The organism is Stenotrophomonas sp. 10N36 (assembly GCF_056395005.1).
The window spans coordinates 16,238-39,157 of sequence record NZ_JBFTIS010000001.1 but is presented as its reverse complement, the minus strand read 5'-3'; the positions used below and the strand labels follow the sequence as shown (position 1 = coordinate 39,157).

Below are 22,920 nucleotides of genomic sequence, written 5' to 3'. Positions count from 1 at the left end.
TCACAATCTGGTTACAATACTTGATTGTGTGCGCGCAAGACGGCCGATACGGAGCCTTTGGCGTCGGCTCGTATCAGGATGCGGAATGAGTGCGGAGAAAAAGGAGCGGTACATGCTACAAGGATCTGTAGAAGGGCTGGCCGACACGGGTAGTCGGATTCGAGCGCGCCGCGGTGAGGCGAGAGCCGCACTTGAGTTGGGGCTGCGTCTGGGCGATTTCCTGGCGGTGCCGGTGGCTGCTGTTGCCACCCATTTCCTGCGTTATGGATGGGCGGCCCCCACCCATGAGCAGAAGGTCATCTTTGGCGCGGTGTTGCTGAGCGCCATCGTGTGCTTCTCCATTGCCCCAATGTATCGAAACTGGCGGGCCCGGGGATTGCTGGCCGATCTCTGGATCCTGCTTATGGCGTGGACCTCGGTGTTCGCGCTGTTCTCCATGTACGCCATGCTGATCGACGTGGCCGACGCCGTGCCGGCGCTTTGGCTGGTGGGCTGGTTCGTTGCCGGCCTGTTGGCCATGACCGGAGTGCGGGTGGTACTCAGGGTGCAGCTGCACCGGCTGCGTGCGCGCGGGCTGGACAGGGAGCGAGTGCTGTTGGTGGGGCTGCGCGCGCCCGCGTTGAAGCTGCATCGGCTGCTTCGCGGCAAGCCGGAGCTGGGCAAAGAGGTGATCGGTTACTTTGCCGGCGCCCACGACATCGCCGGTGGGCGGCGCAATGGCTGGCCGCATCGCTTGGGTGCGGTGGAGGATCTGCCGGCGTACATGGCGGCCCATGCGGGAGACTTTGATCAACTGTGGGTATCCATGCCGATGGGCAGCGCCGTCCAGATCAAGGCAATGCTGAAGAACATCGAGCGGTTCCCGGTTCCGGTCCGGTTGATTCCCGATACCACCGGCCTGGGGGCATTGAATCCGGGCGTGCACGAGGTGGGTGGCGTGCCGATGATTGGCGTTCGCCAAGGCCTGGTGGACCAGAAGTTCAAGCTGGGCAAGCGGATCGAGGATCTGTTCGTTGCCAGCATCGCCGTGGTGCTGCTTTCGCCGCTGCTGGCGTTGCTTGCTATCGGGGTCAAGCTGAGCTCGCCGGGGCCGATACTCTTCCGGCAGAAGCGCCACGGGTTGGGCGGGAAAGAGTTCTGGATGCTGAAGTTCCGTTCCATGCGGGTACATGCCGAACACGCCGAGAAGATCACCCAAGCCACCCGCAATGATCCGCGGGTGACGCGTTTCGGTGCGTTCCTGCGGCGCTCCAGCCTCGACGAACTGCCTCAGTTCTTCAATGTGCTCGGTGGCAGCATGTCGGTGGTGGGCCCCAGGCCGCACGCCATTCAGCACAACAATCACTATGAACGGCTGATCGAGCGCTACATGCACCGTCATTACGTCAAGCCGGGCATCACCGGATGGGCGCAGGTGCACGGCCTGCGCGGCGAAACCCCGGAGCTGCGGTCGATGAAAAAGCGGGTTCAGTACGACATCGACTACATCCGCCGCTGGAGCCCCACCCTGGATGCCCGGATCATCGTGATGACGGTCTTCAAGGTCTTTGGCCAGAAGTCAGCGTACTGAGGCGAAGGGCGATTTAGCGACCTAAGTCAATGATTTGATGAAAAAAACTGTGCCACTGCGTGCGTCGTGCGGTAACCTGTGCGACTGGCTGAGTGTTGTACGCACGTCGTGGCCTGCGCGAACTGTTATGGAATCCAGGTAGTGTTCAAAAACATTCTTTTTGTGTGTGTCGGCAACATCTGCCGTAGCCCATCGGCCGAAGTGATGCTACGCCAAGCCGTCGCCGGCAAAGACATCCAGGTGTCGTCCGCGGGACTCGGCGCGCTGGTCGACCACGGCATCGATGCCACCGCGCAGGAGCTGTTGCTGGAACGAGGGTTGGACGGTGTGGCGCATCGCGCCCGTCAGATCAACGGTGCGATCCTGGGCTCGGCCGATCTGGTGCTGACCATGGAGCGCAAGCACGTCCGGCGCATCGCGGAGATCGCCCCCGAGGCATCCGGCAAGACCTTCCTGCTGGGCAAGTGGCAGCAGGACCGGGAAATTCCCGATCCCTACCGCCAGCAGCGCCCCGCGTTCGAGCACGTGTACAAGCTCATGGCCGAGGGCGTGGAGAGTTGGTCGCGGCATCTTTGATGCGCGCCTCTTGCACGTTCCATTGCCCCTAAACCTTTTTTGCCTTGATGCCTATTCCCCATGACAACTGATTCACGCAATTCCGCACAAGACGACAACGACGAGATTGACCTGCGGCAGCTGCTGGGCACGCTGGTGGACTACAAGTGGTGGATCATCTCCATCACCCTCGTGTTCTTCCTGGTGTCTGCCGCGTACGCACTGCTGGCAACGCCGATCTATCGTGCCGATGCGATCGTGCAGGTCGAGTCGAAGGTGCCGTCTCTTCCGGGGTTGGCGGATGTAAGCCAGTCGCTGGGCATGAGCGGCGGCGCGGCGGAGGCCTCCACAGAAATTGCATTGATCACGTCCCGGTCGGTCGTCGGCAGTGCCGTTGATGCGCTGAAGCTGGATGTCAGCGTTGAGCCGAACCGTTTCCCGCTGATCGGCAATTATCTTGCCCGCAAGGCGGAGGCCAGGGATCCGGAGGCATTGGCCGACGTGCGCTTTGGCATGCGTCGTTTTGGCTGGGGCGGTGAAAAGCTCGATATCTTCCAGTTTGACGTCCCGCGCGCGCAGTTGGCGCGCGAGATGACGCTCGTTGTCGGGGAGAAGGGCACCTACGAGCTGCTTGATGACGATGGGGACCGTCTGTTGAAGGGGCAGGTCGGTGCGCTCGCGACCGGCGGTGGCGTGAAGATGCAGGTTGCTGTGCTGCGCGCGCATCCGGGCATGCGCTTTGACCTCATGCGCCAGCGCCACCTGACCGTTATCAACAATCTTCAGCGTGATATCGGCGTCAGCGAATCCGGCAAGGACTCGGGCATCCTCACCCTGGCGTATGAGAGCGCCGATCCCGTACTGGCACAGAGTTTCCTGCAGCAGGTAGCGCAGGCTTACGTGCGCCAGAACGTGGAACGGAACTCGGCCGAAGCGTCGGCCCAGCTGGCCTTCGTGAAAGAGCAGCTGCCGAACGTTCGCAGCCAGGTGGATGCAGCACAGAAGGCACTGAGCGCTTACCAGACCAAGGCCAATTCGGTCGACCTTACCCTGCAGACCAAGGGCCTGCTGGACCAGGAGGTTGCGGTCGAGACCAGCATCCAGCAACTGCGCCTGCAGCAGGCCGAGATGGATCGAAAGTTCACCCGCGATCACCCGGCCTACCAGGCACTGATGCGCCAGGTGGGCGAGCTGGAAGGGCGCAAGAGCAATTTCCAGGGCCAGGTGAAGCAGTTGCCCGAAGCCCAGCAGCAGTTGCTGCGACTCACCCGCGATCTGCAGGTGAGCAATGAGATGTACACGGGCATGCTCAATCAGGCGCAACAGCTGGATGTGGCGCGTGCAGGCACGGTCGGTAATGTGCGCATCATTGATGCCGCCGAAGTGGATGCAACCACGCCGGTGAAGCCTCGCAAGGCGATCGTGGTGCTGATCGGTACGGCGCTGGGCGCCTTCCTCTCGGTTGCCATGGTGCTGCTCAAGCAGTTGCTGAATCGCGGCGTGGAAGACCCGGCGCAGATCGAGGAGCTTGGGCTGCCCGTATACGCCTCCATCCCGGTCAGCGTGCAGCAGCAGGGTGACTCGGTGCGGGGCAAGTTCCGCGCGGATGGGAAGTTGCATCTGCTTGCGGTGAAGGATCCTGCCGACCTGGCCATCGAAGCCGTGCGCAGCCTGCGTACCAGCCTGCATTTCGCACGGCTGGAGGCCAAGAACAACATCGTCCTGATTTCCGGTGCCAGCCCGAATGCGGGCAAGACGTTCGTTTCCTCGAACCTCGCCGCCGTCATCGCGCAAGCCGGGCAGAAGGTCCTGGTGATCGACGCCGACATGCGCAAGGGCACCCTGCACAAGGCGCTCGGCACCACACAGACGCCGGGCCTGTCGGATCTGCTGGTTGGGAAGGCCGAGCGTTCCGAGGTCATCCGCACGCTGCCCGGCTTGGACAACCTGAGCTATATCGCCCGGGGCGACGTGCCGCCGAACCCGTCCGAGCTGTTGATGCATTCCAACTTCACGCGTCTGCTGGAAGAGCTGGCCCCGCAGTACGACATCGTCATTGTCGATACGCCGCCAATCCTGGCGGTGACCGATGCGGCAATCATTGCGCACCACGCTGGCACCTGCCTGATGGTGGCCCGTTTCGGGCTGAACCAGGCCAAGGAGCTTGCGCTGGCCAAACGCCGCTTCGAGCAGAACAACGTCCGTATCAAGGGCGCGATCTTCAACGCAGTGCAGCGCCGCGCAACCGGCTACTACAGCTACGGGTACTACGAGTACAAGTCCACCTCTTCCTGAGGCGGTGGCGCGGGAGGCCGGGGTGCGCGCCCGGCCTGACCCACGCTGTGTCCGGCCCCGTTGCCGCGCGAGCGCGTTGCATCGGCGGCGGCCGGTAGTGAACCAGGCAACTGCATGTCTGCGCGGCAGTCGCGGCATCCTCTCTGGCAGGGCCTTGCCCCGCACGCATACGCGGTTTGAAGTCATACACAATGAAACGTTCCATCCAGCACGTTTCCGTCATCGGTCTGTTCACCATCGTGGGCGCCGGGCTGACGTTCCTCACCCAGATACTCGCCGCGCGCGTACTGGGGCCGCGGGAGTACGGCATCTTCATGGCGGCGTTCACAACGATCAACATCGTGTCACCGCTGACCGCCTTTGGGCTTCAAGCGTTCTGGCTGAAGGTATTCGGGCGCGAGGGCTGGCATGCCATGCGCTGGATCCGTCCGACGTTCATGTTCTGCGCGTTGAGCACCGTGATCACGATTGCCGGCGTGGCGGCCTGGGCGATAGTCGGGCTGGGCGTTGAAGACCCGACGGCGTGGTGCCTGCTCATCCTGTCCACCAGCCTTCTCTCCGTGGCCAGCATCGAGGTGGTCACCACGCGGTTCCTGCTTGAGGAAAAGCCGGTTCCACTAATGGTCTGGCAGACGTTGCCGCAGGTGGTCAGGTTCCTCGTGGTGGTCGGCGTCCTGTTGGCAGGCCAAGGTCTGGATGCAGTTACCCTGGCGTGGTTGTACGCGCTGGTGGGCGGCCTGCTGGTGCTTGCCGGCATTCCAAACATGGTCGCGCTTGCGACCGGGCGCATGGGCGTGGTGGGGCACGAGCGACCCACCGACCCGGTGGTTCTGGAGCAGCCGGGCATTCTGGCCGTGGCATCGGAGACCTGGGCATTCGGTCTGGGCAACCTGTTCTTCCTGGTCTACTTCCAGAGCAGCATTCTCTTCATCAGCCACCACCTGGGGCCCGAGGCTACTGCGACCTTTGGCGTGGCGGTCACCATCCTGGCCGCGCTGTACCTGCTGCCCACCACGATCTACCAGAAGCTGATGATGCCGCGCCTTCACCGCTGGGCATTCCAGGATCGGGCCGCGTTCCGCGCGGCTTATCGTGCCGGCAACAAGTACATGCTCCTTCTAGGGCTTGCCGCGGCGGTCTGTACGGCCCTGCTTGCTCAGTATCTGGTGCCCCTGTTGTTCGGCAAAGAATATGTGAAAGCCGCGTGGGTGCTCATGTGGCTTGCACCGTGCATTCCGATGCGCTTCGTTGCCACCAGTGCCGGTGCGATTCTCAGCACGGGCAACCTGATGCGGGTGAAGATCCGGATCATGGGGCTGGTAGCGGTCTGCAATCTCGTACTGAACCATCTTCTGATCAGCCGGTTTGGCATGCAGGGCGCAATCCAGGCTGCCATTGCGACCGAAGCACTGTTGGTGGGCCTGTACTGCTACACCGCCCACCGTTCATTCAGCAAGAGCGACCCCGCATGAACCAGGCAGTTTCACTTGGGCAGATCGTCAAGGGCGGCTACTGCGTTGGCTGCGGCGGTTGCGCAATGGCGGCTAGCGGTGTGCAGATGTCCATCAACGACGTTGGCATGCCACAACCGTCCCATCCGGCCCTGGAATCATTGTCTGCAGAGACGTGTCCGTTCGGGACCGAGAGGAATGAGACGGTCCTGGCCGAGGAGCTGTTCGGGGGGCTGCAGGGCATCTCGCATCATCCTTCGACGGGCTTCTACTCGGATCTGCATGCCGGCCATGCGATCACCGGGCCGCATCGTCTTTCGGGCAGCTCCGGCGGTCTCACCTCGTGGGTGCTTGAAGAACTGCTCACTCGTGGTGAGGTCGATGCGGTCATCCACGTCGGGCGTGGCGCCAGCGACGGCATTTTCGAGTACCTGATTTCCAGTTCCGTGGATCAACTGCGGACGCGGGTCAAGTCGATCTACTACCCCACGGGGTTCCACGAGGTGCTGGAGCAGGTGCGCGCCGATACCACGCGGACGTTCGCCATTACCGGTGTTCCTTGCCATATCAAGGCGCTGCGCCTGGCTGCCGAGACCGATCCGCTGCTGCAGGGAAAACTCAAGTACTTCGTTGGTATTTTCTGCGGTCATCTCAAGTCGCGAGGCTTTGTGGAATCGTTCGGGTGGCAGTTGGGCATTCATCCCGACGCGGTGAGCGATGTGGACTTCCGCGTCAAGGACACGTCCCGCCCGGCCAATGATTACTCGATCGAAGTACGGTCCAATACGAAGGTTGCGCGCACGGAGAACTTCCGCCTGTACGGCTCGGACTGGGGGCTGGGCCTGTTCAAGCCGCTGGCCTGCGATTTCTGTGATGACGTTGCCTGCGAGACCGCCGATGTTGTCATGGGCGATGCATGGCTGCCGGAGTATGTGAAGGACAGCCTCGGAACGAACGTGGTGATCGTGCGCCATCCTGTCATCGCAGCGCTGCTCGCGGGCGCGAGCGCACGGGGCGAAATTTCGCTTGATCCGATCGACCCCGGCAAGATCCACCAGTCGCAGGCGGCAACCTTCCGTCATCGCAACGAAGGGCTCCAGGTTCGCCTTGCCCATATGGATTCGCGTGGCATCTGGCGTCCCCGCAAACGCGTCCAGGCCGGCGACGGTGGGTTGGAGCCCATGAGAAGGCGTCTTTACGTCACTCGCATGCGCCTTTCCCAGGTCTCCCACCGGGCCCTGAAAGAGGCCAAGCAAGGGGGCGGGCTTGGGTGGTTCTTCCTGCGACTGCTGCCCTACGACGTGCTTTACAACTATCAGAATGGTCAGCTTCTGCGCAGAACGTACCGTACATTGCGGGCCATGCTGCAGTCACTGGTCCTCCGACCCTTGAGGAAGAAATCATGACTCGCCGAATCGGCCTGCTCACCCTCCCGCTGCATTCCAACTACGGCGGTATCGTCCAGGTTGCGGCGCTGTATGCGTTCCTGAGCGAGCAGGGATACCAGCCTATTCTGCTGCGCAAGGAGCATCACAAGGCGGCGTGGAAGTTGGCCGTCATAGCCGCATTGAAGCGCATTCCGGGCCAGAACATAGCCAACTATCGCAGCCAATTCCTGAAGCTGCGCAAGCACGCCGGCTTCATGCAGGCGTTCTTGCCGATCCAGTCCGGTGTCAGTCGTACCCCATCCCAGCTCGCTGCGGAAAGCGCGCGACTTGGTCTGGATGCCGTCATTGTGGGAAGCGACCAGGTGTGGCGGTTGGATTACATCGACGACGGGGCTTACGACGCCTATTTTCTGTCGTTCCTGCAGAATTCGTCTGTGCGACGGATTTCGTATGCCGCTTCGTTTGGTACGGATCAATGGGCCGATGATGGAAAGGTGGCGCAGGTTACACGGCTGCTTGGGGAGTTTGATTCGGTATCGGTCCGTGAAGATTCGGGCGTCGCGCTTTGCGGGCAACGCTTCGCAAGGAAAGATGCGGTGCATGTGCTGGACCCGACGCTGCTGGTCGAGCGGGCGTTCCATGAACGTGTCATCCAGCAGTTGGCGCCCGGAAACAGCGCTGGAGGCTTGTATGCCTATGTGCTTGATCGATCCGCAACGAAGCAGTGCATCATCGACGCCGTCCAGCGGGCGCAGCAGCTGGACACGATCACCCTCGCCGAGCCGGAGACGGATCTGACTGGGTACGTGAATATCGGTCAATGGGCGCGCCGCTTCCGTGACGCGGATTTTGTCGTGACCGATTCCTACCATGGCATGATCTTCTCCATCATCTTCGAAAAGCAGTTTGTCGCCATCGGCAATGCCGGGCGTGGGCTTACGCGCTTCAAATCACTTCTGGCAATGCTCGGCCTTGAAGACAGGTTATGCGACGCCTCGGCCAGTCCAGCCTTCGGGGCGGTTGAGCTTGAGCCGATCGACTACCAACGTGTGAATCAGCGTGTCGCGGATCTTCGGGAGCACTCGAAGGCGTTTCTGCTTGGGGCGCTGGCAAAGGAGCCCGTATCGTGATTCCAAAGACCATCCACTACTGTTGGTTCGGGGGCAATGCGTTGCCGCCGCTGTACAGCCGATGCATCGATACATGGGCGGAGAAGCTGCCGGGCTATCGCATCGTGCGTTGGGATGAATCGTCCACGCAGTTCGACACCCCCTTCCTGCAGCACTGCCTGAAGAAGAAACAGTGGGCCTTTTTGTCGGACTATATCCGGCTGCGCGCCATCGCCGACGAGGGTGGCATCTACCTTGATGCAGATATTGAGGTTGTGAAGTCGTTCGATCCACTTCTGGGCCATGGCTGCTTCCTGGGTCTGGAGGCACCTGGCCGGCCCACCACCGGCGTCATCGGATCCGTCCCGGGGCACTGGTTGCCTCGTGAGTGCATGCGGCTGATCGATGAGCGCTTTGCTGCCCGAAAGCCGTACCTGATCGCCCCTGAAGTGGCGATGGCGTCGGTTGCTTCCGGTGATCCTTCGACAGTTTCGATCCTGTCAGAAGAGCACTTCTATCCCTACAACCCCTACGATGCCAGTCGCCCGGTCAAGGAATTGATGTTCTCGAGCATCACCGAGAACACGTACGCAATCCATCACTGGGGCAAGTCGTGGCGCCAGAGTTTTGCGTCCCGCGCCCTGAAGAAACTGGGATTCTGATGGTGGACACCTCTGAAGCGGTTGCAGCGCTGCAGCGACTGACTGCCCTGTTGGGGCGGCGGCACGATGACTGGCGTGCGTTCAAGGCCTCCGGCGATCGCGCATTGTTGATCAGCTTCGTCAATCCTCATGCGGTTCGCATGACGATCGATCGGCCCGGCTACGCCTCTGATCTGGCTGAAATGGATGTCCTGCTGCCCGATGGAAACCTGCTTGCATCAAGTGCAAGCCGGCAACTTGGCCGCGTCATCGTCCGTGAATCCTTCGATGGTAATTCCCTGGCCCCGGAAGTGTTCGCCTTCTGTCACACGCATGCGCTTAAGGTTGCGCTGGTGGGGGGTGTGGATGGCGTCGCTCAACGAGCGGCGGCAGTCTTCGCCGCAGAGTTTGACGTAGATGTCGCGTACGCGCGCTCGGGCTTCTTCAACGGCGAGGACGAGGTCCATGCGTGCTACGACAGGCTGCGGGCGTTGAACGTGGATGTCGTGATCTGTGGCATGGGCGCGCCCCATCAGGAGCGTTTTCTTCTTGGCCTGAGGAACTCCGGGTGGAAGGGGCTCGGATTTACGTGCGGAGGCTATCTGGATCAGGCCCTTGACGGCGGGGTAAAGTACTATCCGGAGTGGGTGAATCGGTTCAATCTGCGTGCCCCCTACCGGCTGTTCCGTGAGCCCGGCCGTCTCTGGCGCCGGTACCTTATCGAATACCTTCCCTTTGTTGTTGCGGATCTTCGCCTGCGCATGGCGCGCGGTCCGGCGTTGCCCGGGGCAGAACCGTGAGCCTGTTGTCCATTGTTGTCCCCGTTTATAACGGTGAGGCATATCTCGACACCTTCGTCGATTCGGTGGCGCCGTTGCTTGCCACCGGCCAGGTCCAGCTCCTGTTCGTGAATGACGGATCCACCGATCAGACCGGCCGCCTGCTGGATGAGATGGCGCTCCATCAGCCCTCCGTCGCGGTGCTGCATGTGCCCAATGGAGGCCAGGGCAGGGCCAAGAACATCGGTGCGCTGGCGGCTGTCGGGCAATATCTGTGGTTTGTCGACGTCGACGACCTTCTCATCGTTGCATCCGCCCCTGCGTTTCTCCTGCAGCTCGCGGGAGACGCCGACCTGGTACTGGTTGGCTACGAACGTGTGGATGTAGACACGGGGCGCTCCCTGGGCCAGTACCTGCCGGCCGCGCCCGGTATCGACGGCACGCCGGAGAAGATCTCGCGATTCGATGTCTATGGTCATAGCGCCTGGAACAAGATTGTCCGGCGCGAGCTGTATCTTCAATCCGGTCATGCGTTCCTTGAAGGTGTGATCCATGAGGATCTCGCGGTCGTGCCGCTTTGGCTCTCCCGCGCGAGGAAGATCACGTTTGACCGGCAGGTTCGCTACAGATACGGGGTGCGTGCATCGTCAAGCATCCACGGAAACTTCAGCCGCCACCCTGACCTGATCGTGGCACTGTCGCATCTGATGGACAATGGCGACCAGGATGATGCTCGCATCGGTCCCTCGGTCATCAAAGAGCTGTTCTTCTACTCCTTGCCACGCTATGCAGGTGGCTTGGGCAAGGGATGCTCCTGGGCGAGCTACATGCAGTGCTACAGGGATTCGATGACGATGTACCGTCGGATTCCGGCGGCGCGTCGCTCCCGGTTCACCGCCCAGTTTTCCCCGGCGTCCAGAATCTACATAGGTGCCACCGCGGCAGGCTGCTTCTTCCTGCCGCTGGTCGTTTCCCTGGCAAAGAGGGTGCGTGATGCGCGCAATGCCTGACTGCTCGAGAGCGAGCCTGTTTCAATGCTGTTACGCCAGCCGTGTTGCTGAGCTGCATCCAGAGGGATATGTATGCGTACGTTGAGGGCGCGCTTGTCGGCACGCGTATTCTTTTACTCTTTCCTGCTCATTGGGCTGGTCGGTCTGTTCAGCCCGCTGTCCTACAACGTCCTTCCCGCAAACGCGATGTTTGAATGCGTGCTGCTGGTGTGTGCCGCCCTGATCGTAAAGATACCAAAGCGTTCGGTGATCGCGTTCTTCATCGGCTCCGTCCTCTATGTCGGCATATCGTATGTACTGATGCTGCTTTTCCAGCCGGCGCACATCCTCGATTTTGCCCAAGCCTACAAAGCCTTCTTCTACATCGCGCCGCTTTGCCTGTTCTTCGGTGCCAATGTGTTTTCGCGCTCATCCGCGGTGAAACTGCTGAAGTGGCTGCTGGTGATGTTCCTGGCCAAGTACGCGTACTCGATTGCGTTGGATCTCACGCCGCGCATGGGGAGCAGACCGGGTTTGTACGTTGAGAACAACTTCGAACTGATCTTCCTGATGCTGATGTTCTACATCCTCCGGAATGATCTCGGCCGACGGATGGTTCTCTGGTTTGCGGTGCTTGTGGCGATCATCGGCCTGTCCGGCTCCCGTAGCTCGGTGCTGGCGCTGCTGGTGCTCTTCTATGGCGTGTTCCTGAATCGCTTGACGCTGCGAACCTTCTTCTACATGGCCGGCCTGCTTGCGCTGGGAGGCGTGGCAGTGGCAATTTTTGTGCTGCGGTCCGACGGTGGGGGCATCCAGTCCATCGACCGCTACAACTTCATGATGGTGTTCTTGGGCGAGGTGGCGCATTGGCCCGCGTGGAAGTTCCTGCTGGGCAGTATGCCGCTGACGCCCCTGTCGAGCTATTCCTGCCAGAGCCTGTCCTACTATGAGGACCTGTTCAGTTTCTCCGGGGACGGCCACTGTTATTCGGTGATCCTGCACTCTTACTTCCTGAGAGCGGTGTTCGATCACGGCATTCTCGGCCTGCTGTTCCTGCTGACATTCATGGTGATGGCGCTGAAGAAAAGCGGCTACAGCCGTATCGAGGTGGTGGTCGTCCTGGGTATCGTGTGCAGTTCGGCGTTGTCTGTTTCGGCGATGAACAGTGTGTTCGTCAGCCTGGCGCTCGCGCTCGCGATGGGCCTTCGCCGACCGATGGAGACGCAGCCCCACGATACTCAGCCACTGCAGACCCAATAAGCGGCTCACTGGAGGCTGCGGGACTCGCGCCTGCGGCCAGTGATGCGAGCACCGGTCACGCTATGCCGGCGCTCGCTGAGTCCGTGGTTCGTGCGAAGGGTTGTGCTGTTGTTGCATGGCGCTGGGGCAGGGTGGGATTGCCCGCCATGCGGCCGACTCAGTCGGCCGCAGACTTGATGTTGTCGTAGAAGAACCGCTCGTCCCGCTCGCCTGTCAGGTTGTACAGAGGGTACTTGCGATTGAGCATGGCGCCACCGTCGCGGATCAACGGAGCCCAGTTGATCGTGGCCTGGGAGCGCGTCGAACGGGGCAGGACCGTGTCGAGCGGAATGCTGAAGTAGATGCCCTTGTCGAAGCTGCCCTCGCCAAACTCGGCCGCCGACACGTTGGTCTTGGTCGCGTAGGCACCCATGGTCATACCATTGTCGAAGACACGGGCCAGGTTGATCGTGGCGCCGTAGTCACCGGCCAGATAGCGCCCGGCCGAGAGCGATCCGACCACGCGCTCCTTCGCGTCGAACGTGTAATACAGCGTGGCATGACCGGTGGTGATGCTGTAATCACGCAGTCCGAAATGCTGGTCATAGTCGCGCTGGCGCACGTAGTTCAGATTGCCACCCACCGCCCAGCTTTCGCCCATGGGGCGGTAGAGGAGCTCGCCACCGACGCCCGCGTACATCCACTCCAGGTAGCCTGCGTAGGCCATGCCATAGATGTCGCGTCCGAGCCTGCGTGCAACGTTGAACTGCAGGTTCGGCATCATCACGTCAGACGTCGTGGAGTACTGGCGCAGGTCGGTGCGTACGCGCGGCAGGTTGCTGGGCGCGTCGAAACGGAACTTGTCGTAGTTGTTGATGATGTCGGCGCTGACGGTACCGGTCAGCCAGACATTGGGCCGGAAGAACACGCTGCCGCTGAAATTCGCCGCGACCTGGTAGAGGATGAAGCCGTCGGGCCCGCCAAGGTTCTGGCGGTAGCCGATGCTGTAACCGCCGCCCCATGGCTTCTTCGCCTGGGTGTAGAGGACCTCGCGTTCAACGTCGGCAGGCACGGAAACTTCGGTGCTGCGGCGCAGATCATCTTCGGTTGCACGCCCGTCCAGGTAGGCTTCGAAGGTGTCTCGCTTCATCGACGTATCGATGATCGGCATGCCCAGTCGCGTAGTCCGGAAGGTGTACCAGTCGTATTCGCCGCTCACGTCGTTGCCCAGGATGCGTGCGGCGCGCCCCATGCCTTTCGCGGTGTGGTAATAGTTGGCTTGATAGCCGTCGATATACAGTTCACTGCCGCGGCGCGAGATCTGCTCGATGCGGAGACCGGCATTCTGGCGTAACTGGCGGGCGACGCTTTCCCAATCGACTTCGGTACCTTGCGCCTGCGCAGTTCCCACCGCGGACTGCTGTAGTGCATCCGCCTCCACCGGGGCGCGCTGTTTCAGCTTGACCGGCGCAGGGTCGAACGGCTTCGCCGACGAAGCCGCCCGCCCAGGATTGCCCCGGAACGTCAGGGAGAACATGGCCGCATCGCCGCGCTCCCAGGCTGCGGCCAGTTCGATGTTCCGGTTCGGAATATAGACCAGGCCGACGTTGATGGGCGTGGACTGATTCAGGTTGTTCCTGCGGGGCTCGCGCTTGTAGTCATTACCGTCGTACTCCACCTTGAGCAGGAGCGCGTCCCAGGGGGTCTGATAGGTAATGCCGCCGAAGATGCCCACCGGCCCCTTGAACATGTTGCTGGCACCAAACTTGCCGGCGTCGTTGATGTTGCTGCCTGCGATGGGGCGGCGATCCTTGAAGCGATCATCAATCGCGCCGAGGGGGTTTGAGAAGTCCCCGCGGTTGCCGATGTAGCCGGTGGCCAAGCCGATGGAGGCATCCACCGGGCCAAAGTTCTTGCTGGCGACAAGATACTCACTGGAGAAGAAGCCGGTGCCGCCAAGGTCACGCACACCGAAGGCAAGGTCGGGTGTCCAGCGCGTTTCCTGCCAGAGACGGACCTTGAAATCGATCGACTTGTCCTTGTAGTTCTGGTCGCCGCTTATATCGGTTGAGCCGTAGCGGATGTTGGAGACGTTGATGTAGCGGAACGCCCCCTCCAGCCAGGGAAAAGGCTGCATGGTCAGGTTGTAGCGGCTGTACGGTGAATTGTGCGAAGCAGTGAAGGCGATATCGCCATCTGCCGCCATCCGTGCCGTGGGCGTCTGCAACAGTCCTACGCCACCCCATTCGCTCGCGGTGGCGGGTGGTGCTTCCTGTGCGTGGAGGCTGGCCGACAGGGCCAGCGCAAGCATCGAAAATGCAAGCGTCGTCGGACGCGTCGTCTTACGGCAGCTCACGGTGTCAGGGCCTGTGTTGCGATGAACGCAGCAAAATCTGTGTTGAATGACGGGTCAACCCTGTTGATCTCGCGCTGGCGCAGGGGGACGTAGATGACCCCGCCCGGCGCAACCGCCTGCGGGTCGGCGCGGTTCCAGAGCGCGACGCCGAGCTGCTGGACGACCATGTCGGGCTGGATGACAAACAGATCGCTGGGGTCGGCGGCCTTCGTGATGGGACAATCCCGAAGATAATCGCGGGCATCGCGTTCGGGCTGGTGCGGCAACTCGCAGGCAGCGCCGACAGCACCCATAACGGTGATCGTCGTCGAACGGGTTGGAAAGTGCAGTCTGTCCCTGGGCGCCAGCACCGGGTCTGCCAACGGTTGGACCTGCATCAGGCGTACGTCCGTGGTTGCCAGCGGGACGCGCCCCGTGGCGTCCCGCGCGTCGATCCACTGCAGGAGTTGTTCGGCGACCTTCGCTATCTCCGGACGTTTGTGGTCCTGGAGGGCGACAAGGTCGTGCTCGATACCCGCACGCAGACGCACCTGTTCAAGGCGGTCGTGTTCGCGGAAAAGAGCGGCACCGGGCAGGTAGGCCTGGGTGCCAGGTCGCGCGGCTGCAAGCAGGCTCGAAAGCCGCGCGCCTGTAGCGAGCGTGTAGTCGCCCGGTGCATGGACCTGTCCGTCGACACGGGCTATCAGTGATGCGGATTGTGCCGTAGCCGTCCAGGTGGTGCACGACCACACAAGCCCTGTCGCCAGGGCAAGGAAACGCAACTGCATGTCTCAGTCCTTCGATGTCCGGTAGGGCTTGAGCTGAACCAGCTCAACCTCGTAGTCCGGGCTCAGTTGTTGGCGGCTTTTCCAGATGAAGCCCGTCGCAGGATCGGCCCAGTAGATATTGTGGGCCCGCATGCCACCGTCGAGGCGTTCATCGAATCGGATCAGGTCGCGCTTGCGGCCCAGGATCTCCACCGACTCCAGCGGACCTCGTTCGACGGTGCCATGCGCCTGGACACCCATGCGGTAGCCGGGGATCCAGTCGTACTCACGCTGCACGGGCGCACTGCCTTGAAGGTGTGCAAGGTTGCCGAAAGGCGAGGGGCCAACGATACGCGAGTGGAGCTGGCGCCCATTGCCCGTTGTCCCCGTCAGCAGCCCATTGGCATCGAGCTTGAACACGGCATGGTTGCCGGCATACCAGGTCTGCTGCCCTTCATCGACGAAGCCCAGCACCATGACGGCCGCCATGTCCGGCGCTTTCAGCTGTGCCTGTGGATAGGGCGTGGCTGCCACCTGCGCGGGTGTTACCTGTACCCGCCCCTGGAACAGCAAGCGGAACGAATCACTGGTGGCACGGCTGCCCGTGGTGCAGCTGGCCAGCAGCATCGTGCTGGCCAAGGCGATGCACGACATCAGCACCATGGGCGCCTTGCGGCGCCGTGCATGCACGTCAAAGGCTGCCATGTCAGTTGTTCCCGACTTCGCTCTCCGTGCGCGCAGCGGTATACAGGATGTTGCTGAATGGCAACAGCTGGTTCACGAAGCGGTTCCAGCGGGTCACGCCTGCGGCACCGACGAAGACCACATCGCCAGGCTGCAGCATGAACTGGCTGCCGACGGCGAAGGCGGTGGGGGAACGGGCCTCAAGCTGGAACACGCGCGAGGGTATCGTCTGCAGATCCTTGCTGCCGCGGATCACATAGACCGCATTGCCGTTCGAGGTTTCCTGGGTCAGCCCGCGGGCGCGACCCAGGGCCTGGTTCAGCGATACGTCGCCTGTGCGGAAGCTGTAAGCGCCCGGCAGATTCACTTCGCCGACAACGAAGACTTCTTTGCGGTCAAGGTACGGAATGAAGATCGAATCACCGTCCTTCAGGTAGAGCTGCCGGCCGCCATACTGCGTGGCGAGCGTCTCCAGGTTGACAGTGAAGGTGGCACCGCCGCGGCTCAGCTTGACGCCCGACAGGTCGGCCTGACTCGGGTTGAGGCCCGCCTGGCTGATCGCATCGGACAAGGTGAGGGGAGAGGTGCCCAGGGCAATGGGTGCGGAACGTTCCGCAGCGCCGGTCACCCACACGCGTTGGCTGCCGTAGTTGAGGATCGAGACGTCGACCTGGGGCGACTCGATGTACTGCGCCAGGCGGCGGCTGATCTCTTCGCGCAGCGCCATCGGCGTCTTGCCGCGGGCCTGCACTTTGCCGATGTAGGGGTAGAACAGGGCGCCGTCGCTCTGCACCAGGCGGCCGGCAAGGTTGCCCTGCTGCTGGGAGCCGGCGGGGACGGTCAGCTCCGGGTGGTCCCAGACCGTGATGTACAGGACATCGCCCGTGCCGACGGTGTAATCGGCAGGCTGGTAATCGAACAGTTCGGGCGGAAGGACCTGCTCATCCTGCGTCGCGCGATCCATCGCGATGAGTTTTGGAGTGATGGTGACCATCTCCAGGGTGCGATCATCGCTTTGCCGGCCAGCCGATACATCGCTGTGACGCAGGTGCTGTCCTGGCGCAAGCATGCAGCCGGACAGGGTGGCAGTCGCCAACAGGGCGACCGCAAGGCAGGTGAACTTCATGGTCATGTAGAGTCTGATTTTTCGGCGGGCATAAAAAACCCTCGCCAAGCATGGCCCGGCGAGGGCATGGATTCAGGCTTTGGCTAAATCAGCCGCCGGTGCCGCCGGTGCCGCCGGTACCACCAGTGCCACCGGTACCGCCGGTGCCACCCGTACCCGGGCCGCCCGGATCGGTGCCGCCGTTGTTGCCACCATCGTCGTTCGAGCCGCTGGAGCTGTCACCGGCGACGCTGTACAGAACGGCGCCCGCGGCGATCACGCCGACGGTGGTGCCGGCGATGGCAGCAGTCGAGTAACCAGCAGCTTCGGTGCCAGCGACTTCGGCAGAGGTCGTGGTTTCGGTAGCAGCACCCGTCTGCTCAACCTGAGCGTCCTGGGCGAAAGCCGGGGAGGACAGGCCTACCAGGGCGATTACGGCAAGCATCTTCTTCATAGAACGGGTTCTCCTACTCCGTTAGGGGGTAATTCATCCCTATGATCACGGTTGAGCGCTTTTGATGTCAAGTCGCGGTGTGACCAGGGGACGGGTGGTTCAGTGGGGCGGATGGCCGGTGGCGAGCAGTAATAAGGTGTGTGGACGCACATTCCACAGGATGGTCAGGCAGACGCTACCAACGGCCAGTGCGGCAGTGGTCCAGTACGGTCGGTGAAAATCGGCAGGAACAGCGCCGCGGACTGCCCAGGTCGCTGCCATCGCGCCCAACAGCCAGCCGGCGATGACTTCGGTCCAGGAGTGGGTATGCAGTGGCGGTCTCGATGCTGCTACTAGCGCGGCAAGTATCAGGCCTGATACGACCGCCGCGGCTGGTCGCCCACGGGTGGCGCTGGCCAGCAGAACGGGCCAAACAGCGGCGGAAAATGCGGCATGTCCGCTGAAACCGGTGAACTGCGGTGAAGTCAAGCCAATACCCAGTCCCAGAAAGGCCAGCTTGCTCGTCAATACAGCGGCGCCGACAGCGCCAAGCCCCCATGACCATCGTCGATAGGGTGTCCTGCCATCCAGGTAACCGAGCAGCATCAACGTGGCAGCTGCCGGAAGAAGCAATCGGCTGTCGCCAAGCAGGGAGAGGGCTCTCCAGAAGGAAGGATCCATGGACGGACAATGCTGCGGGCGAGTGTGGGCACGGAAGGATAGGGGAGAAGCAGTCCCTCTACGTGTACGGTGGCCAAGCGGGATGGCCGCGTAAGCGATCACGCTGTATCCTTCACACCTCTTCCAGGCCCCGTAGCTCAGCTGGATAGAGCGTCCCCCTCCTAAGGGGAAGGTCGCCCGTTCGAATCGGGCCGGGGTCACCATGATCAAGCGCTTGGGCCAGTGCGATAGGGCGTTGTTGCTTTACTTCGCCACTTTCCCTTGTGACGTGGGCAACGGCTCGGCGCTACGGCCGGGCTGCACGCATGTCATGTCAGACGCCATGGTTGCAATTCAGATGAAGGTGGCACTGCAATGCCGTCATCTGCACGGTTCAGATTGTGGGTTGATCCGTGCATCTGTCTGATATTCGCGTCCAATATCTCCCCCCCAAAGCAATGAGTGGTCACCTGAAAGGGGCCAGGCCCATGTCCCAGACGCGATTGAGGTACAGCCTTGGAATCTGTGGAATCGGGCAGAGAGTGATTGGGCGGTGCGAGCGGCGTATGACCGAACGGAAGGGCGGAGTGCAATTTCATGAGGCTGTGATTGCGCGTGTGGCAATCGTGATATAAGACCGGCCTTCAAATGGTGTGGGCAAGCTGTGAGGAATCTCTACTGGGACGTATGGAAGGGGCTCGCGATCGTCGCGGTGGTCGCCATACATGCGTGCGGCAGCGCACTGGCCTTCCCCGATGGGAGCGCCAACCATACGTTTGGCATTGTGCTGAGGCAGTTCATCAATTTTCCGGTGGTGCTTTTCGTCTTTTTGTCAGGGATGTTCGCCCTTCAGGGAACCGCGCCCAGGTCGTGGGTGGCCGGCATTCAAAGCAGGGTGAGACGCCTGTTGGTTCCGTATCTTGTGTGGGCGGCTGTCTACACCTGTGCGAAGGCCCTGACGGGCAAGTTGGTAGTTGCAGATTTACCAGAAATGCTTGCCACGGGCACCGTGATTTCCGTCGGCTACTACGTGATTGTGATGCTGCAGATAGCCGTCCTTTCCCCGGTTCTCGAACGCCTGTCGTCGAACGCGCTCAAGCTGGCAATCCCCGTTTCCATCGTAGTGTCCTTCACGTTCACCTACGGTATCCGCGCCAGTGAAATTGATGGGCTCTGGTCTCAATTCCCCTACAACGCGTTGCCATTTTTTCTGTGGTTGCCCTTCTATCTGGCTGGATTGGCCTTTGGCCGGAACGGCTCGGCCGTCTCCTTCGGCAGCTGGCAGCTTTGGCTCGCGCTGGCGCTTCTTTCTGCAGCGGCTTCCGTTGCTGAGGCATTCGTGTGGATTCCTGGCGCGGTAGACCTGGCTATATCGCAGTTGAAACTCTCGTCGATGATCACGTCCCTGTGCGTATGCGCTCTTGCGATTGCGCTGGCTCGCACGTGGACCCATTTGAGTGGTTGGCGATGGGCGCTGAGCTGGCTGGGGGCGCGCAGCTTCTACTTTTACCTTTCGCACATGCTCGTCCTTGGTGTCGTTCAAGCGGGACTGCGTCGAATCCCCGGTATTGAAGCCGTGCAGCCAGCATTCGTGAGTGCAGCTGTGATCATCACCATCGCGCTATGCGCAGCCGGGGCGGTTGCCTTTGAATTTCTGGTGAAGGGCCACAGGAATGCTCTGCGATGGGTGGGGATCGCCTGACGGCCATAGAGTGTTGACACTCGTCGCACGATTCCGCCTCACCCATCCTGCTCCAACGGTCCGGATTGGTTACGGCGCGACGTATTCACTGCCACGCCCCGACATGAACGTATGCGCCCGGGCAGCCCGCTTGCCTGCTGATCAGCTGCCATCTTGTAAACTCGCCGGCCGGACCAGACCTCAGGCGCGACACGCGACCTACAGAGCTGGATGGAACCACCGCGCCTCGCTGCACCTTTCCTCCGTAGACATGGACGACACCGTGGACTTGATTTCTTCCTACTCGCGCTTCTACGCGCTCCCACTTACCGAGCAGATCGTTGCGGCGATCACGGCCGATTTCGCTGCGCTGGATGTCCCCGATCTGGTCCACGCGCACCTGGGCAACAATCCGCGGTATTTCGGCGGTATCGACAAGACGCTTTCCGGCTTCGTCGTGCTCGACGACGAGGGCGACAACTACACCCTGCTGGATCTGCGGGGCGGCGGGCAGGTGTGGTGGCAGGACCACGAGACCCGGCTGGTGGAACCGCGTTTCGCCAGTCTGGCCGATTACCAGGCCTTCCGGGCGCGGATGTGGGAAAAGGAACTGGAGTTGGACGAGCTTGACGAGTGGGACGTCGGCGACGACAGGGAGGATGCAGAGGCCGCGCTGTTGCAAGAGTACGCATGGACGCCCTCTCCGCAGGACGGCGGCACCGCCGACCTGCTCACGCGCTACCAGTGGGTGATGCAGGCGCTTTCGCAGGCGGCCTGCGACAACCAGGGCCAACCGTTGCAGGGCCCCGATGAACTGGGTGCCGAGGCGTTCAACGATTATCTGAGCACGTTCCCCACCAAGGAATACGAACAGCGCGAGTTCGAGGCAGCACTGCCCTTACTGAGCGGGGACGTGCACCTCGCCGTTTACTGGCTGCTGCACACGCGTCTGCTCGGCCAGGATGCGCGCCTTGCGCAGGTGCTGGAGCAGGTCGCTGAGGTTGCTACGCCATTGCTGCGCGCATTCGTGGCCACCTTCGGGACAATGGCTGACGACGCAGACCTGCCGGTCGTCCCCGATTTCCGCCACCGCCGCGCACGCATGATGGTGTGGGCGCAGATCGACGCCAAGGCGCCGGTTGCGGAGCGTCTGCGGGCGCTTGCCGTATCGCCAAAGTCGGTAGGGGCCATGGTTCTGGATCACATCGACAGCGCGCTGGAGCGCGATGCCGACGCACTGGACCCGGCAGCCACCCTGCAGGCGCTGGATCGGATCACCGATACCGATGCCCCGGCGACATGGGCTCTGCGCGCGCGCATGCAACTGCGCCTGGGCGAGGATGCAGGCGCGGCTGCGGACGCCGCCACGCAGTTGCTCGCCGCCTCACCGACAGCGCACTGGCAGGCCCTCGCCATGCTGCACCCTGTTCACCACGTCATCGGCGATGGCCGCGCACTGCTAGCCGTGGTGCAGCCGTTGCTGGAATGGGACGACCTGATGCTGCGCGTACTGGACCTGGCCGAGCACGCACAGCGGTTGCTTGGCGACGCGGAACCAGCCCTCAATGCCCAAGCGCTGGCTGGCAACCGTGGCCTGGCCGAGGACCTGCTCACCATCTGGGATGCGCCTGACTTCGCCGAGGGCGTCGCCCAAGCCGCTCCGTCCACGCGCGATGCAATGGCCATACGCCTGGCACGGCGCCCGGACCTGGCGGACGACGATGATGCGCGGCGATGGGCAATCGGCCACCTGCTCGACAGCACGCTGCCGACGCGGATGGAACTGGTGCAGCGCGCCTTGCCGCAATTGAGCGGAGAACTGCAGGCGTCGCTGTTGCCGGAACTGTGCCGCAGCGTCAGCGATGCTGGCGACGCACTGGTCCCCCTGCTGGTTGCGATGATCGGGGAGCCGCCTGCCGATGGTTATATTGCGGAACTGGACGCCGATGACCGGGTTGACGCCATCCTGGTGGGTCTGCGCGCTTTCTGGAGCGACGCGCGCCTGTTCGAGCCGCTGATGGCGCTGTTGCACGCCTCGCCGCTCAACAGCGTGCTGACCGATCGGGTCGGCGAGGACATCAAACGCCTGCGGGACGTACTGGACACGACCCAGCGCCAGCGTCTGTTCCATTGGGCCTTGGCCCGCATGCAAGCCCGCGCGGCAGTGCTTGCGCCTGACAACAGCGACGACCACCCGGCAAGGCGCGTACTGGAGGCAATGACGTCTGTGGACATGACCGCCACCATCCGCATCGCGCTGGAAGACGCGTCGGTCGCCATGCAGCGGGGCGAGCATGCGCACAAGCAAGCACTCGATATGCTGTACGTCAGTCTGGGCAGAATGGACCCGCAAGCATCGGGCAACACCGCTTACCTGTTCTCGCGTCTGTGGGACGAGAGGGGCCTTCCGCGCGGCCTGTGTTTCGCATTGTCCGAGTGCTGGACGCCGGCATTGCATGAGCAGGTCCTGGAGCGCCTTGGCGCGCAGCCGTCCATCGCCGCCGCTGCCCTCTACTGCGCAAGTCATGGCTGGGAAAGCCGCCACAGCGAAACGCTGGACGTCGCCGAGCGGGTTCTGGCTTGGCCGCTACCGGACGACGCGACCGAGCGCGGATTGCTCAAATATGTGCTCCTGATGGGCTGTGTTGCGGCGCTTTCGCTGAAGAAGCACGCGCAGGTGCGTATGCTCTATCCCACCGCAAGCGCCATCGACGCTATCGCGTATAAGGTGGGCGCGCACACCACCACCGTGTTCGACCCGTTCGCGGACAGTGCTTTGCAGGCCAAGCTGCGCGGCACGCTGGGTGGCGAAAAAGGGCAGTAGCAGACTGCAGTGCTGCCCCGGCTTGAGGACGCAGGCGCTTGGGGCATGTCCGTCGCCGGACGTGCCCCAAAGCTGCTGGAAGAGGTTATTCCCGCCTGCGTAAGAAGTCGTCAAACACCACCCTGCTGATAGCCTGCCTCGCTTTGCAGCTTGGGCAGCGCATCGCAATGCCACCCGGCACAGCGAGAAGCGTTGATTCGTCCGCCGCAGTGAAGTGATGGTTGCACTTGAGGCAAGACGCGGTCACGGAAGTGACGCGCGCTACGCGATCGCTGGAGAGCTCACGATCGTCAGAAACTTCAATCAGATGGAAGACACCTGTGGAGGACATCGTTGGCTCATCCGTCGTCTTGCTGAAGAAGTAGACGCAAGTAGACCAGTGCCGGTGTACTGCGCCGGTGTAGTCATGGTCAAC

18 protein-coding genes and 1 tRNA gene are annotated in these 22,920 nt (G+C 62.1%); 13 read left to right on the top strand and 6 right to left on the bottom strand.

The genetic code is table 11. The annotated features are described in order from the left end of the window. The first annotated feature begins 85 nt into the window (after positions 1-85). From AC1DCJ_RS00185 to AC1DCJ_RS00140, 10 genes are all read left to right on the top strand, one after another. Positions 86-1,570 carry an undecaprenyl-phosphate glucose phosphotransferase gene (locus AC1DCJ_RS00185; RefSeq protein ID WP_478069802.1) on the top strand — a complete coding sequence of 495 codons (1,485 nt, stop codon included), beginning with the start codon at positions 86-88 and terminating at the stop codon, positions 1,568-1,570. A gap of 141 nt (positions 1,571-1,711) precedes the next feature. Next, on the top strand, positions 1,712-2,146 hold the full coding sequence (locus tag AC1DCJ_RS00180) for a low molecular weight protein-tyrosine-phosphatase (RefSeq protein ID WP_137189321.1): 435 nt from the start codon (positions 1,712-1,714) through the stop codon (positions 2,144-2,146). Between the two features lie 60 nt (positions 2,147-2,206). Further along, positions 2,207-4,420 carry a polysaccharide biosynthesis tyrosine autokinase gene (locus tag AC1DCJ_RS00175; RefSeq protein ID WP_478069801.1) on the top strand — a complete coding sequence of 738 codons (2,214 nt, stop codon included), beginning with the start codon at positions 2,207-2,209 and terminating at the stop codon, positions 4,418-4,420. 191 nt (positions 4,421-4,611) lie between these two features. After that, the gene (locus AC1DCJ_RS00170) at positions 4,612-5,892 is read left to right on the top strand and encodes an oligosaccharide flippase family protein (protein WP_137189323.1); all 1,281 of its coding nucleotides are present in this window, start codon (positions 4,612-4,614) and stop codon (positions 5,890-5,892) included. Then, the gene (locus AC1DCJ_RS00165) at positions 5,889-7,277 is read left to right on the top strand and encodes a Coenzyme F420 hydrogenase/dehydrogenase, beta subunit C-terminal domain (RefSeq protein ID WP_320487878.1); all 1,389 of its coding nucleotides are present in this window, start codon (positions 5,889-5,891) and stop codon (positions 7,275-7,277) included. The genes AC1DCJ_RS00170 and AC1DCJ_RS00165 overlap by 4 nt, the downstream gene beginning before the upstream one ends. Next, complete coding sequence (locus tag AC1DCJ_RS00160; protein ID WP_478069800.1) at positions 7,274-8,389, top strand: polysaccharide pyruvyl transferase family protein; 1,116 nt, start codon at positions 7,274-7,276, stop codon at positions 8,387-8,389. Before AC1DCJ_RS00165 ends, AC1DCJ_RS00160 begins: the two co-directional genes overlap by 4 nt. Further along, positions 8,386-9,030, top strand: a complete 645-nt coding sequence (locus AC1DCJ_RS00155; RefSeq protein WP_137189326.1) for a glycosyltransferase family 32 protein — start codon at positions 8,386-8,388, stop codon at positions 9,028-9,030. The genes AC1DCJ_RS00160 and AC1DCJ_RS00155 overlap by 4 nt, the downstream gene beginning before the upstream one ends. A gap of 2 nt (positions 9,031-9,032) precedes the next feature. Beyond that, positions 9,033-9,809: a WecB/TagA/CpsF family glycosyltransferase gene (locus AC1DCJ_RS00150; RefSeq protein WP_161578700.1), complete on the top strand. Its 777-nt coding sequence runs from the start codon at positions 9,033-9,035 to the stop codon at positions 9,807-9,809. Next, complete coding sequence (locus AC1DCJ_RS00145; protein ID WP_478069799.1) at positions 9,806-10,798, top strand: glycosyltransferase; 993 nt, start codon at positions 9,806-9,808, stop codon at positions 10,796-10,798. The genes AC1DCJ_RS00150 and AC1DCJ_RS00145 overlap by 4 nt, the downstream gene beginning before the upstream one ends. 93 nt (positions 10,799-10,891) lie before the next feature. Beyond that, positions 10,892-12,037 (top strand): hypothetical protein, encoded by a 1,146-nt coding sequence (locus tag AC1DCJ_RS00140; RefSeq protein ID WP_137189329.1) that lies wholly within the window; start codon positions 10,892-10,894, stop codon positions 12,035-12,037. Positions 12,038-12,194: 157 nt separating this feature from the next. Here the strand turns inward: AC1DCJ_RS00140 and AC1DCJ_RS00135 are convergent, their stop codons facing one another. The 6 genes from AC1DCJ_RS00135 to AC1DCJ_RS00110 form a co-directional block, all read right to left on the bottom strand. After that, positions 12,195-14,327: a YjbH domain-containing protein gene (locus AC1DCJ_RS00135; RefSeq protein ID WP_137189330.1), complete on the bottom strand. Its 2,133-nt coding sequence runs from the start codon at positions 14,325-14,327 to the stop codon at positions 12,195-12,197. Between the two features lie 41 nt (positions 14,328-14,368). Beyond that, on the bottom strand, positions 14,369-15,139 hold the full coding sequence (locus AC1DCJ_RS00130; RefSeq protein WP_137189331.1) for a capsule biosynthesis GfcC family protein: 771 nt from the start codon (positions 15,137-15,139) through the stop codon (positions 14,369-14,371). A gap of 3 nt (positions 15,140-15,142) precedes the next feature. Further along, positions 15,143-15,823 (bottom strand): YjbF family lipoprotein, encoded by a 681-nt coding sequence (locus AC1DCJ_RS00125; RefSeq protein WP_137189332.1) that lies wholly within the window; start codon positions 15,821-15,823, stop codon positions 15,143-15,145. A 1-nt stretch (position 15,824) separates the two neighbouring features. Next, positions 15,825-16,934: a polysaccharide biosynthesis/export family protein gene (locus tag AC1DCJ_RS00120; RefSeq protein WP_137189333.1), complete on the bottom strand. Its 1,110-nt coding sequence runs from the start codon at positions 16,932-16,934 to the stop codon at positions 15,825-15,827. An 82-nt stretch (positions 16,935-17,016) separates the two neighbouring features. Continuing rightward, positions 17,017-17,361, bottom strand: a complete 345-nt coding sequence (locus AC1DCJ_RS00115; RefSeq protein WP_137189334.1) for a hypothetical protein — start codon at positions 17,359-17,361, stop codon at positions 17,017-17,019. Between the two features lie 99 nt (positions 17,362-17,460). Continuing rightward, positions 17,461-18,021, bottom strand: coding sequence for a phosphatase PAP2 family protein (locus AC1DCJ_RS00110; RefSeq protein ID WP_137189335.1), 561 nt, complete (start codon positions 18,019-18,021; stop codon positions 17,461-17,463). A gap of 126 nt (positions 18,022-18,147) precedes the next feature. Between AC1DCJ_RS00110 and AC1DCJ_RS00105 the strand changes: the two genes are divergently transcribed. The 3 genes from AC1DCJ_RS00105 (at position 18,148) to AC1DCJ_RS00095 (ending at position 22,505) form a co-directional block, all read left to right on the top strand. Beyond that, positions 18,148-18,224: transfer RNA gene (locus tag AC1DCJ_RS00105), tRNA-Arg, on the top strand. Positions 18,225-18,664: 440 nt separating this feature from the next. Continuing rightward, positions 18,665-19,702: an acyltransferase gene (locus AC1DCJ_RS00100; RefSeq protein WP_314402578.1), complete on the top strand. Its 1,038-nt coding sequence runs from the start codon at positions 18,665-18,667 to the stop codon at positions 19,700-19,702. A 250-nt stretch (positions 19,703-19,952) separates the two neighbouring features. Next, positions 19,953-22,505: a hypothetical protein gene (locus tag AC1DCJ_RS00095; protein WP_478069798.1), complete on the top strand. Its 2,553-nt coding sequence runs from the start codon at positions 19,953-19,955 to the stop codon at positions 22,503-22,505. The last annotated feature ends 415 nt before the right edge of the window (positions 22,506-22,920 follow it).